Annotated in this window: 8 protein-coding genes; 6 read left to right on the top strand and 2 right to left on the bottom strand. The window is 52.7% G+C overall.

Annotated features, from left to right (window positions below):
- The first annotated feature begins 168 nt into the window (after positions 1 to 168).
- Together CJA_RS04120 and CJA_RS04115 are read left to right on the top strand one after the other, a co-directional pair.
- Positions 169 to 2,991 carry a sensor domain-containing protein gene (locus CJA_RS04120; protein WP_012486495.1) on the top strand — a complete coding sequence of 941 codons (2,823 nt, stop codon included), beginning with the start codon at positions 169 to 171 and terminating at the stop codon, positions 2,989 to 2,991.
- Positions 2,992 to 3,172: 181 nt separating this feature from the next.
- On the top strand, positions 3,173 to 3,883 hold the full coding sequence (locus tag CJA_RS04115; RefSeq protein WP_012486494.1) for a FadR/GntR family transcriptional regulator: 711 nt from the start codon (positions 3,173 to 3,175) through the stop codon (positions 3,881 to 3,883).
- A gap of 59 nt (positions 3,884 to 3,942) precedes the next feature.
- On the opposite strand, the gene CJA_RS04110 is transcribed toward CJA_RS04115, so the two are convergent.
- Together CJA_RS04110 and CJA_RS18975 are read right to left on the bottom strand one after the other, a co-directional pair.
- Positions 3,943 to 5,376 (bottom strand): glucuronyl esterase domain-containing protein, encoded by a 1,434-nt coding sequence (locus CJA_RS04110; protein ID WP_012486493.1) that lies wholly within the window; start codon positions 5,374 to 5,376, stop codon positions 3,943 to 3,945.
- A 253-nt stretch (positions 5,377 to 5,629) separates the two neighbouring features.
- A complete protein-coding gene (locus tag CJA_RS18975; RefSeq protein WP_012486492.1) occupies positions 5,630 to 7,546 on the bottom strand; it encodes a glucuronyl esterase domain-containing protein in 1,917 nt (638 codons plus the stop codon).
- Positions 7,547 to 7,939: 393 nt separating this feature from the next.
- Between CJA_RS18975 and CJA_RS18545 the strand changes: the two genes are divergently transcribed.
- The 4 genes from CJA_RS18545 to CJA_RS04090 are packed head-to-tail and all read left to right on the top strand — an operon-like array spanning position 7,940 to position 13,493.
- Positions 7,940 to 8,413 (top strand): Ig-like domain-containing protein, encoded by a 474-nt coding sequence (locus CJA_RS18545; RefSeq protein ID WP_012486491.1) that lies wholly within the window; start codon positions 7,940 to 7,942, stop codon positions 8,411 to 8,413.
- 58 nt (positions 8,414 to 8,471) lie between these two features.
- Positions 8,472 to 10,280, top strand: a complete 1,809-nt coding sequence (locus CJA_RS04100; protein ID WP_012486490.1) for a hypothetical protein — start codon at positions 8,472 to 8,474, stop codon at positions 10,278 to 10,280.
- A gap of 13 nt (positions 10,281 to 10,293) precedes the next feature.
- On the top strand, positions 10,294 to 12,852 hold the full coding sequence (locus CJA_RS04095) for an RHS repeat-associated core domain-containing protein (protein ID WP_012486489.1): 2,559 nt from the start codon (positions 10,294 to 10,296) through the stop codon (positions 12,850 to 12,852).
- Positions 12,852 to 13,493, top strand: coding sequence for a hypothetical protein (locus CJA_RS04090; RefSeq protein WP_041551063.1), 642 nt, complete (start codon positions 12,852 to 12,854; stop codon positions 13,491 to 13,493). The genes CJA_RS04095 and CJA_RS04090 overlap by 1 nt, the downstream gene beginning before the upstream one ends.
- Positions 13,494 to 13,511: the final 18 nt, after the last annotated feature.

Genomic DNA, 13,511 nt, shown 5'->3' with positions numbered 1-13,511 from the left:
TTCGACAGATCTGCCAAGCGCTGCTATATTTTTTCACTCGGGAATCTTCACCTAACTCAAGGACTCTGGTGCCATGCCACTACGCAGACCTCTGGCGAATTCCATCCGCTCACCCTATATATTTATCGCGCCGGCAGCTCGCCCCCCAGCGGCGCCGGGGAGCGGGCAATGAAAAACCCTTCATCGATCATCCCGCCCGACCTCTATCGCCGTGCGCAAAAACGCCTGATGGACCAGGGGGAGCGCAGCCTCTTCGCACCGCCGCTCACCGAAACACAACAACTCAAACGCGATGTGCAAATCTACCAACTTGCCCTGGAAATGCAGCGCGAAGAATGGCGCCAGGCGCAAACCCAATTGCAAACCACCATTGCGCAACAGCGCGTCGCCGAGGAACAACTGCGCACCAGTGCGCGCCTGCTGGAGGCATCCCAGGCCATTGCCAATGTGGGTTCAGTAGAGATGGAATTTCCCAGTCGCCGCCTTTACTGGAGCGCAGAAACCTATCGCATCCACGACACCTCGCCCGAGGAATACACGCCGACATTCGACTTGAGCCTCGACCACTACCTGCCGGACTCGCGCCAAAAGCTCCAGGCGGCGCTGCAAAAAGCCCTGGAAACCGGCGAGGTATTTGATCTCGAATTGGAAAAATACACCTTTAAAGGCCGCAAGATCGATGTGCGCACCACCTGCACAGCCACCTTTGACCAACTGGGTCGATTGATACGGCTCACCGGTATTTTCCAGGACATCAGCGCGCGCAAACAGGCCGAGCGCTACCAACTGCACCACAGCCATATCCTCGAATTGCTGTTGCAGCACGCGCCCCTGCAGCAGGTACTGGAGGCCATTGCCCTGGATGTAGAGCGAACCAATCCGCACATGCTCTGCACCATCCTGTTACTCGATAGCGAAGGCAAACACCTGATCCACGGCGCGGCGCCCAGCCTGCCAGTGTTTTACATCCAGGCAATCAATGGCGGCGCTATAGGCCCGCGCGCCGGCTCCTGCGGCACAGCCGCTTTCACCGGCAAACGCGTGGTGGTTGAAGATATCAATACCCATCCCTTTTGGGCTGATTACAAACAGCTGGCCCTGCGCGCCGGGCTGCAATCCTGCTGGTCGCAACCGATATTGTCGGCTACAGGCAAAGTCCTGGGCACCTTTGCCATTTACCACAACCACCCCAGCCAACCGGAACCCCATGATCTGCAACTGATCGACAATGAAGCGCGACTTGCCGCCCTGGCCATTGAAACCACGCGCGCCGAAAATCGCCTGCAACTCACCGCCTGTGTTTTCAGTCACGCACGCGAAGGCATCCTGATCACCGATGCCCAGGGCAATATCATTGAGGTCAACACCACCTTCACCGATATCACCGGTTATACCCGCGACGACGTCATCGGTAAAAACCCACGCCTGTTGCAGTCGAACAAACACGATGCCGTATTTTTTGAACGCCTGTGGCACTCCCTGGTGAATGAGGGTGCCTGGTGTGGTGAAATCTGGAACAAACGCAAAAACGGCGACCTGTATGTTGCCAGCATGACCATCAGCGCCGTCAAAGACAGCCGCGGACAAATCACCCACTTCGTTGACCTGTTTAACGACATCACCCACATCAAGGAACACCAGCGCCAGTTGGAGCATATTGCCCACTACGATGCGCTCACTCACCTGCCCAACCGGGTATTGCTCGCCGACCGCATGAAACAGGCGCTGCTACACAGCCAGCGCAGTGGCCTGTCACTGGCAGTCATGTACATCGACCTCGATGGCTTCAAAGCCATTAACGACCAATACGGCCACGACCTCGGCGACCAACTGCTGGTGGCGATCAGCAGTCGCTTTAAAAGCGTACTGCGCGAAAGCGATACCCTGGCGCGTATTGGCGGCGACGAATTTGTGGTTGTGCTGAATGAACTTGAGCAGCCTGCCGCTTACCAGCCGGTACTGGATCGGCTACTGGCCACGGCCGCCGACCCCCTGATACTGCGCGACCAGGCACTGCGGATCACGGCCAGCATCGGCATTACGCTCTATCCCAGCGATACCGCCGATGCCGAACAATTAATTCGCCACGCCGACCAGGCCATGTACCTGGCCAAACAGCGCGGCAAAAACGGCTGGCACCTGTTTGATGTGGATCGCGATGTCGCCACCAAACACCAATACGAAAGCCTGGAGCGCATTCGCCTGGCCCTGGAGCAACGGGAATTCATACTGCACTACCAACCCAAGGTAAATATGAAAACCGGTGCACTGGTCGGTGCAGAAGCCCTGATCCGCTGGCAGCATCCCACCCGCGGCATGATCAGCCCCGGGGAGTTCCTTCCGCTTATTGAAGAACATCCTATCGGCCTCGATGTCGGCGAATGGGTCATAGACACGGCCCTGAGCCAAATCGAACACTGGCAACGCGAAGGATTAGCGCTGCCGGTCAGCGTCAATCTCTGCGCGCTGCAACTCCAGCAGGGCCGTTTTGCCCAGCGCCTGAGCGAACTCCTGCAAGCCCACCCGGATGTAGCGCCGGGCCAGCTGGAATTGGAAATCGTCGAAACCAGTGCCCTGGCCGACATGACGGATGTTGCCAACACCATGCGCGCCTGCAATGCCCTGGGGGTGCGCTTTGCCGTTGATGATTTTGGAACAGGCTATTCCTCGCTCACCTACCTCAAGCGCCTGCCGGCAGAAACCCTCAAAATTGACCAGAGTTTTATCCGCGACATGCTCGACGACCCGGATGATTTTGCGATTGTCAAAGGGGTCATCAGCCTGGCCCAGGCCTTCCATCGCCAGGTCATTGCCGAAGGCGTGGAAAGCGTTGCCCACGGTGAAATGCTCATCCCCCTCGGCTGCGAGCTGGCACAGGGCTACGGCATCGCCCGGCCCATGTTGGCCGGGGAAATATCGTCCTGGATCCAACGCTGGACGCCCGACCCGCGCTGGACCTATTTCGCCCGCGCCGACGCACCTGAATGCTAGCGCCGGTCAAGACCATGGCACAGTGAATCCCTGCACAGGCCATCACATTCACCCCCGACCCCGCCAATTCTCAGATTGTATTATTAACGATAAATCGTTAATCTTCGGCTCAATCAACTTGCAAAACATACAACAGGTTTTGGCAACGTATACCAGCCAATAAAAACCCGGACAGGACCCCATGGCGCTATTAGATCGCAATTTCAACCTCTCTCAACGCATGGTGCAGGAATTGGGCCGCACCATTATCTGTGGTGAATTTACCGATAACGGTTTGCCCACCGAAGCCGAGCTCTGCGAAAAATTTGGAGTGAGCCGCAGCGCGGTGCGCGAGGCCGTCAAAATGCTCTCGGCCAAGGGCCTGGTATCCAGCAAACCGCGCCAGGGCATTCGTGTCCTGCCCGAAGACCAGTGGAATATTTTCGATCCGGACCTGCTGCGCTGGATGCTGGAAAGTAAACCCACACTCAGTGTGCTGAAAGAATTTTTGCAAGTGCGTATCGCCATAGAACCGGAAGCCGCAGCCCTTGCCGCACGCTATGCCGACCCGGGGAAAGTCGACCAGATCGAAAAAGCCCTGGAGCGTATGCGCAAGGCACCGGATAACAGCCCGGAAGACCTGGAGGCCGATATTGCCTTCCACGTCAGTATCCTCTATGCCAGTAACAACCGCTTTTACATTCGCCTGCGCGATTTTATTTCCACCGCGCTGCGCGTCAGTATCAGCCACACCAGCCCGATCAAAGGCAACCATGAAGGCATAGTCGAGGATCACGCCAAGGTGCTCAACGCCATCAAAAACCGCAACGCCGAACGCGCCAAGCATTCGATGCTGCTGTTGATCGATGAAGCACTGAACTTTATTGAAGACTCGATTGCCGCCGGTAAATAGCCCATACGGGCCATGCCTTCCCAAAACGGCCTGCTATTGCAGGCCGTTTTGCTATCCATTCAATGTAAACCGGGAGTTTCCCAATCAATCCAGCGTGCCCGGTCAACCGTATACTCACCGTCAGTGCGCACCACATCGGTATCCGCAGTCGTGATGCCTTTTAAAAATTTATCCACAAAGGCATCCACCAAGGGCTGTTGGGATTCCGGTAATGTGCAATGCCAATAGCCGCCAAGCTGGGAAACCGCCATATGGTCGGTAACGCCCAAAGCGATCCAGATTTCGCGCGCGACCACGGCGGCGGTATAGGTGCTCACATTACCCAACCACTCCATAGAGGTATTTTCCAACACCAACAGCGCGCGTGGCGCAACCAATCCCATCACCTGATGGTGATCGAAAGGCAAACGCGTTGCAGTGCTAGAAAACTGCGCGAAACTACTGCGAAACCACACATTCTCCGTCACTATCTGGCTCAGGGTCTGTACGTTTTGCCCCGCCGCTTTTTGCGCATCGGACACACGCCAGGCAGCCGAGCCGCCAGAGCCGCTTTCCTGTGGAATGGTGAGCGCAATACGCTCATCCAGGGCCCCGGCAATCAGCGCCCCCTTACCATTGCGCGAACATCCGGTGACACCCAGGTAGCGGGTATCTATCTGGCTATCCGGTGTTTTTTCCAGCGCGTCAATCAAACGGCTGACACCCCAGGCCCAGGCCGTCATGGCGCCCGCGCCGTGGTTGCTGCCATAGAGTGTGTAAAACTTGCCACGACCGCGGGAACTACCGTTAGTCTGCTCGGCAATATCATTATTATTAAAGTTAATCACCGCGATACCGCGATTTAACAGTTCAGTATTATTGAGCGATGATCCACCCATACCGATCATCGCCGGATAAGGTGCAACGCCTGTTGTCGGTAATTGGATAGTCGCGCTAAACGCAATAGCACTGCCATTATCCTCGACCGTTACCGTGATCGTGTTATCGACCACAGCGGCGGTCACTGCATCGGTATCAGGTTCCGGTTTTTCACCCAGCTCATAATACTGCGCCTGTTTGCTCACCTCAGCGCGGCGACAAGTCCAATCATGTTTGCTGCTAATCGATTCACCATCCAACCCCCGAAATGGATCAGGCAAGGCAGCTATGCTCGACGCCAAATTGGCATAGGCGGGCAATGCCGGCACAAAACAATCGCGCCCGGAGTTCTCCACACCGGAAAGAGGAACAGACACCTGGCTGCTGGACGAAGCCTGCTGTGCGGACGATACCGAGGCAGCACTGGATGACGATAAATCACCCGCGGAAGAAGATGTTAACGATAATGCACTGGATGATGCCGCACTGGATAAAGAGCTTCCCGCACTCGCCTGGCTCCCACCACTGCCGGAAGATTTACAGCCGGTCAGGGCCAGCACGCCACACAAAAATACCAGGGGAACCCGTACAAGCACCTGGGTGTAACACACAAATCTCAATGGTTGATTTTTCATACAAACTCCAAATTATTGTTATTACCCTGTGGGTTTTGCCGTCGCACGCACACAACTTGTATACATGTGCACATAAATTCATCTTGCGGCAAGTTTTCAGCAAAGGCAAACAATACTCTGTATAGAAAAATCAAGCGCTATCGAAAATTTCTAACCATAAAAAATACATTCCCTGTAAAATTTTTCACTTATCTACCCATCAAAACAACCTGCCATAGCAAGTTGTTTTGACGGCCCATTGACACAATGGCAACTATTGGAGAGTGGGGGTAGTCCAGTTAATCCAACGCGCGCGATCCACGCTGTAATTGCCATCCGTGCGCATCACATTGGTATTGGCAGAACTCACACCGCGCAGGAATTTATCGACAAACGCATCCAGTACCGCCTGTTGGGATGAGGGGAACACACAATGCTGGTAGCCACCGAGTTGCGATACGCCCATACGATCGGTAATCCCCAGCGCCGTCCAGATTTCACGCGCCGCGACCGACGCGGTATATGTGCTCACATTACCCAGCCACTCCATGGAGGTATTTTCCAATACCAGCAGTGCGCGCGGCGCCACCAGCCCCATCACCTGGTGATGGTCAAAGGGCAAGCGTGTTGCCGTGTTGGCAAACTGTGAAAAATTACTGCGGAACCACACGTTCTCGGTCACGATCTGGCTCAGGGTCTGCACATTCTGCCCCGCACTGCGCTGCGCATCGGATACGCGCCAGGCCGCCGAACCACCGGAGCCGCTCTCCTGTGGAATCGTCAATAGAATGCGCTCATCCAACGCGCCGGCAATTAAGGCACCCTTGCCATTGCGCGAACAGCCGGTCACACCCAGGCGTTTTGCATCAATGCGCGCTGCCGGTGTTTTTTCCAGGGCATCGATCAAACGGCTCACCCCCCAGGCCCAGGCAGTCATAGCACCGGCACTGTGGTTATTGCCATAGAGCGTATAAAACTTGCCAAGACCGCGGGAACTGCCGTTCGTCTGCTCAGCAATATCATTGTTATTAAAATTAATCACTGCCACACCGCGACTGAGCAAACCATTGTTATTCAATGAAGAGCCACCCATGCCAATCACCGCCGGGTAAGGTGCCGTCCCCGACGAGGGCAACTGAATGCTGGCACTGAAGGAAATAGAGCGACCCGCATCCTGCACGGTCACCGTAATACTATTGCCCGATGCAGAAGCCGTTACCGCATTGCTGCCCGGCTCTGGCTTCTCGCCCAATTCGTAAAATTGCGCCTGCTTATTCACTTCGGCGCGGCGGCAGGTCCAATCGTATTTGCTGGTAATGCGATTGCCATTTAACGCGCGGAAAGGGTCAGGCAAGGCTGCCACCGCGGTCAGGTTCGCATAAGCCGGCAATGCCGGGACATAACATCCCGCACCGGAGTTTTCCACACCGGCCGGCAACAGGGGATCAGAAAGTTGGGAGCTGGATGATGAACTGGCCGAAGACGGTGTAGAACTCACCACACTGGAAGACGATGAGCTAACTGACCCGGCACTCGATGAAGGACAACTTGCACCACCGACGATACCAAAGGGGGAAGGCTGGCCACTACATGTAGCGCGCGCAATACAACTGCGCTGGTTTTCCCAACCCCAACCGCTGGTGGTGGTTACGCACAGAGGATAAAGCGTGCCGTACCAATTGCATTGCTGGCCGCTAGTGGTACAGGTGGAATTATTTGCCGAAGACACAAGACTACTGGAAGAGCTGGAACTCACCGCCGGTGCGCCCACACTGCCAAACGCAATATAGCCATTGCAATGCAACCATTCACTGTAACTGCCCAGGCCACAACCACCGTTATACGCGCCGGTATTGACCTGCTGGTTTTCCGCCTGGCGTGTCTCTCCATTTACCACAATATAATCCACCCGCACATCGCGTCCGCTGGCATCATTAGTAAAAGCCACACGAATTTCACCCGCCAGTTGGGTAGTGGCCGTATAGGTACTCATCGCCGTGCCCAGGGTCCAGGTACTGACGGTTGTCCCGCCGACTTGCAGCGCAACCGACTCGGTACCTGCGACCCCTTGCATGCGTATATCAATACGGTTCTGTGCGTAAGTATCGATGCTCACTAAAGCGAACAAACACCACACTATCGGTAGCCGTAGATGGAAAAACAGGTTGTTGATGAATTGCCGAATTAACATGGAAGACTCCTGAATTATTGTTATTGCGAAGGTCGTTGGTGATAAGGCTGCATCCATGCGCATCTTGTATACATGAATACAACAAAAAAATAATGAAATAAATAAACCCCAATGGCAAACAAAAACCTACCAGGGCCACGAATTTTGGCGCATGGCTAAACCGACATTGGGAGGAAGGGAAATTAATAGGACAGGAATAACAACCAGCGAAAAAAAACTCAGGTATAAAAAATCAGGAAAATCTGTTTATACAGAAAAATCATATTGATAACTGATAGCCCTCCCCCAACCCCCTGCATACGTATTCACCGCTTAAAGGCTTAAACAAGGCTTACCTACCTGTTTTTTCTTTGATAGCCTTTCATGCAAATATCGAATCCTCCGGAGGGAACTGTGAATAACACCAGGCAATTACTCTTTAGCATTTTGCTTATCGCCACACCCATAGCGGCGCTTGCCCAGGCGATAACATACGAATACACCTACGATGAATTAGGGCGATTAACGGATGCCAGCGATCCGCAAAACGGCACCCGCGCCTATCAGTACGACCCCGCCGGTAACCGAACCACCATGACCGCCGGCGGCTCCGGCAATTCAGCGCCTATTGCCAACCCGGATTACATCACCCTCAGCCCGCTCTATCGCACCTTTACGTTAAATCCATTGGCCAACGACAGCGATGCCGATGGCGATCCACTCACCATCGTTTCCTTTACCAGCCTGTCCATCGGCCATGTCACCCGCAACGGCAACACGTTCAATATCGTCGGCACCTTTGGCCCCGCCTCAGGCACCTTCACCTACACCATTGCAGACGGCAAAGGCGGCCAGGCCACCGCCACGGTGTACGTCACGACACGGTAATCATTGGGACACAGAGGACGCCTGTCCTTATCCGCCAACATTCATGGAGAATTTTATAATGTATCGTCACGGATTTTTTCCGCTACCCGTCACCGTCCTTATAACACTGGCAATAGGATCGCTGGTTTCTATCGCAGCTCACAGTTCTACTTTGCCACCACCACCGGAAGTCACCCTCAGCGACGACGCCGGTGTCGATTTAATGTCCGGCCATGCGCCGGTAAAACTGAATGATGTGAATATTGGTAATGGTGTGAGTGCACTGCCCCATACCATCGCTACCTATCGCAATTACTTTTGGGGTTTTCGCGATGACTACAATATCCATGTCGGCATCGGCAACAGCGGCCCTAATTACTGGCGCACGGCTACCGTCGGTCACAAAAGCCAGAGTTTTCTTAAAGTCACTGGCGATATATTTTCGCATGCGACCTTTAAAGCCCAAAATAATGATGGGGCGTTATTGGAGCAGCTTGGCCCGGACAGCTTTCGTTACACCATGAATGACGGCACAGTTGTATTGCCGGGCACAAACCTGGATGAAGTCACCTATCCCAACGGATACCAGATCAAAGTCCATAAAAAATCCGGCCGGATACAATCGGTCACCAGCAATACCGGCCTGCAATTAAAATATGTCTATCGCTCAAACAGCCTGCCATCCAATCCGAGTGGAGAAGAGCGGGCCAGGTTTGAATTCCCGGAAAAAATCATTGCGCTCAATAATGCCGTTGAGTCCTGCTCTCCTGTGGCCGATAGCTGCCCCCTAACCCAGGCCTGGCCACAGGCGAGTTATCTATGGCCATCCCATTCCATTATGTTTTCTGGCAATGCAGGTGTGACCGGTATGTTCAAGGTGACAGACGCGGGTGGTAGAACAACCTCTTACCTACACAGTAATTACACCATGGATAACTTTGGAGCTCCTTTTGAGCCGCGCATTACCCAAATAAAAGAAGCCACCAGTAAAGGGAATACTGTCCATGTTTACGATTATGCCCATGTGAGGATCTGTTTACTGGAAGAATCAATGTCGCATCAATGCCCTATTAAAAAAACCAATGTTGTACGCAGCCTGACCAATAACAAAGGCAGTTGGAGCTACGAATACCCAGGGGCCCATGTACTGTATATAGAAGCCGGCAACAGCCGGGGGCCCATGGGATTAACCCAGGCACTCATGTCAACGGGAATGCTGTTTCCACGGATCAATAATGTTAAAAGAGCCGATGATGTGCAGGCGACGTTTTTCAATAACGACCTGAATAAAATGGCCACCGCCAGTGTAAAAGGCCGCCACTACGCCTATGAATACGATACCCGGGGCAACCTCACCAAAATCACGCAAACCGCTAGCGGTGAATCGCGCGCGACGCAAACCGGTTATCCAAGTACCTGCGATAACCTGAAAACCTGCAACAAGCCGCTCTGGGAAAAAGATGCCAATGGCGCAATTACGGATTACAGCTATTACCCGGAACACGGCGGTATCAAAACTGTTACCAGCCCGCCCAACGCGCAAGGTATTCGAGCGACGACCTGGTACAAATACCAGCAATACTACGCCTGGTATAAAAACACTTCCGGCTCACTGGTCAGGGCCGACACACCGGTATGGCTTCCCTATGAAGAGCGCTCCTGCACCGAAGGCGCTGCCAACCTGTCCGCCGATACCTGCGCAACGCCCGCCAACCTGGTGATTACACGCTATCACTATGGTCGCTCCGGGGTTGCCAACAACTTGTGGCTGCGCGGTATAGACCAGATTGCCGACGGCACAACCCGCCGCACCTGTTACGAATATGACCACTATGGAAACCAGGTCTCCGAGTTTTCCCCCAAATCCAATCTAACGGAGTGCCTCTAAAAGGATCATTGCCATGACGTATTTTTTTGCGAAACGCCTCGTTAATGCTGTTGCACTCCCGTTATTCCTGCTGGCCTGTATTGTGTTGTCGTCGGGAGCCAGCGCACAGGACAACGCCGCTAATTACAAAACCGGCAAACGCTATGACCTCGGCGGCCAGTTAACCGGCGTGATATTGCCCGATCCCGATGGCACCGGCGGACGTCTCTTTAACGCCACCCGCAATACCTACAACGCACAGGGCCTGCTGGAAAAAATTGAAACCGGTTTCCTCTACGCCTGGCCAGCCCACACCATTGCGCCCAAAGACTGGGAATCCAGCGGCTATCGCTACGATATCCGATCCACCAGCCGGTTTACCTACGATGACTGGGGCCGCAAGACCTCGGAAAGCACGCACAATCATCTGGGTATCACGGAAAAAATCCGTCAATTTTCCTATGACGAGCGGAGCCGGTTGAAGTGCGACACGGTGCGTATGAATATCTCGTCACCGCACCAAACCCTGGCCACCGATCCCTGCAGCAATATCGGCAAAGGTGCCCACGGCCACGACCGCATCACCCGGTATGAATACGACAGCAAAGACCGGATGACCGCCATCCGCAAAGCGTACCTGACACCCCTGGCGCAGTACTACGCGCGCTATAGCTACAACAGTTTTTGGGAAAAGGAAGGCATTACCGATGCCAACGGCAATCGTGCGATGTTGTATTACGATCACTTCGGTCGCCTCAGCCGCTGGGTATTTCCCTCCAAAACCAACACCGGCAGCGTGGATCACAGCGATTACGAAGAATACGGCTACGACAATAATGACAATCGCACATCACATCGCAAACGCGATGGCCACATCATCCACTACAGCTTCGATCCCTTAAACCGGGTCACCATAAAAGACCTGCCCGCTCCCGCCAGCGATGTGCACTACGCCTACAACAATGCCGGGCTGCAAACCCAGGTCACGTTCGGCTCGCTAAGTGGCCAGGGCATCACCACCCAATACACCGGCTTTGGTGAGATTAAATCCTCCACCAATAACCTGCTGGCAACCGCCAGGACCCTTCACTACCAATACGACAAAAACGGTAACCGAACCCGGATCACCCACCCCTCAGGCATTTACTTCCAGTATGACTACGACGGTGTCGATCTGCTGACCGGTATCCGGGAAAGCTCCACCACCGCAACGCCTATCCTCACGGCAACCTACCACCAGGATTTAACCCTGGCAGGCGTTGCTTACGGTGGCGGCGCGCTCAGCAGCTACGGTTATGATGGCATTGGCCGCCTCGCCCGCCTGGAACACAATTTCAGCGGCACCGCCTCGGATGTGGTCAACAGCTTCCGTTACAACCCCGCCAACCAAATGACTGCGCGCGACCTCTCCAACAGCCTTTACGCCTACACCGGTGATCAAAACCAAAAAGGCGCCTATGTCGTCAATGGCCTCAACCAATACACCAGCGTCAACGGCAAAGCCTTCTCCTACGACGCACGCGGCAACCTGACTTCGGATGGGACATCCACCTACACCTACGATGTCGAAAACCGCCTCACCCAGGTCAGCGGCGCCAAAACCGCAACGCTCAAATACGACCCGCTGGGCAGGCTCTATGAGTTAAATGCCAGTGGGGTTATCACCCAGTTTTTATACGATGGCGATGCATTGATTGCCGAATACTCATCAACAGGTTCACTGCTCAGGTCCTACCTCCACGGCTCGCGGGTGGACAACCCGGTTGTCTGGTATGAAGGCAGCAGCGCGTCCAGCACCAACCGCCGCTATCTGCACAATGACCATCAGGGTTCCATTATTGCCGTGAGCAATCCGGCCAACAGCGTAATCAAAGCCAATACTTACGACACTTACGGAATACCACACGCCACTAACCTGGGCAGATTCTCTTACACCGGGCAACTCTATTTATCGGAGATAGGATTGCATTACTATAAGGCGCGGATTTATTCGGCGCCGTTGGGGAGGTTTTTGCAAACCGACCCCATCGGGTATGAGGATCAGATGAATCTGTATGCTTATGTGGGGAATGATCCGGTTAATATGTCCGACCCTACTGGCATGATGGGATATAACCCTCAAGCTATGGCCGATATGCATATGGCATTCAGGGATCCGGCCACAAAAACAGCTATTAAGGAATTATCAAAAGCTGTCAGGGAAGCTATTAATTCTGGTGATTTTTCCAAGGTTAGTACCTCAACTGAGGCAGCTGCAAAAGCAGCTTACACAAAAACACACGGAAACAGTAAGCTTAGCAAGAAGCCTCAGCATCGTTACGAAATTCGTGATAAAACGACAGGTGATGTGAAGAAAACAGGTATTAGTGGACAGAAACTGAATAAAGATGGCAGCTCTCCAAGAGCAAATTCTCAAGTGAACTCGTTAAATAAAACAGAAAACACAGATAAGTACGAAGCATCTGTCAAAGAAACAAATATTCCTGGTCGCCAAGCCGCGCTTAACAGTGAACAGGCTGCAACAAATCGACTAGATGCAGAGGGGCATTCGTTAGCGAGACAATGCAAGCCAAAACCTGAAGGAGGTTGCTAATGCCAAAAATATTTAAAGATATCAGCTTATATGGAAAAAGACCTTTAGCAGGAAATGACTCAAAAATTGAATATATGTCTAGAGTTATTTGTGCTCTTTTTATTAAAGGTATGCCGAAAATAAAAACAGATGATTTTTGGAAACTAAGCATAAATTTTAATCATGGAGATCAATCAGAAAAAAATAGAGTTGTGATTGGTCTATATGAATTTTATTGTAATTTTCCAGTAGATGAATTTTTATTATGGGAAACCGAAAAACAACAGGAATTTATGTTGAATTTTGTTTCCAATACAGTTCACCAGGCTTTTAGTGCGCAGGGTATAGATACCTCATTCATAGAGGCGGCATGCGAATATGTACGCATAAATAATTTTATTAACATATTTGAAGGAAAAGGTCAGAAAAGCCCACACGAAAACATCAAGGCACGAATTTTTTGTGAGCAAGAAATGCTGGAGGCACGAATCTACATGGAAATAGGGAAAGGAAAGAAATGGGAAAGATACTTAATAGATAGGATTAACCCTAGTGAATTTCAAATTCAAATTTACTTTGGCCGTATCGATTGGATAAGCCAGAATAATTTGGTATTGAATATGATTGGTGGCAGAAAAATAGAGGTAATTCGCGAGCACTAATATAAGTTAACTGCCAAT

This window comes from Cellvibrio japonicus Ueda107 (assembly GCF_000019225.1).
Lineage (GTDB): Bacteria > Pseudomonadota > Gammaproteobacteria > Pseudomonadales > Cellvibrionaceae > Cellvibrio > Cellvibrio japonicus.
Note: the sequence above shows the minus strand (reverse complement) of the source record. Positions and strands in the feature narration are given on the sequence as shown.

What these genes read in the sequence shown, in the direction of transcription:
- CJA_RS04120 (WP_012486495.1), top strand. Translation starts at nt 169, where the DNA reads ATGAAAAACCCTTCATCGATCATCCCGCCCGACCTCTATCGCCGTGCG.
- CJA_RS04115 (WP_012486494.1), top strand. Translation starts at nt 3,173, where the DNA reads ATGGCGCTATTAGATCGCAATTTCAACCTCTCTCAACGCATGGTGCAG.
- CJA_RS04110 (WP_012486493.1), bottom strand. Translation starts at nt 5,376, where the DNA reads ATGAAAAATCAACCATTGAGATTTGTGTGTTACACCCAGGTGCTTGTA.
- CJA_RS18975 (WP_012486492.1), bottom strand. Translation starts at nt 7,546, where the DNA reads ATGTTAATTCGGCAATTCATCAACAACCTGTTTTTCCATCTACGGCTA.
- CJA_RS04100 (WP_012486490.1), top strand. Translation starts at nt 8,472, where the DNA reads ATGTATCGTCACGGATTTTTTCCGCTACCCGTCACCGTCCTTATAACA.
- CJA_RS04095 (WP_012486489.1), top strand. Translation starts at nt 10,294, where the DNA reads ATGACGTATTTTTTTGCGAAACGCCTCGTTAATGCTGTTGCACTCCCG.
- CJA_RS04090 (WP_041551063.1), top strand. Translation starts at nt 12,852, where the DNA reads ATGCCAAAAATATTTAAAGATATCAGCTTATATGGAAAAAGACCTTTA.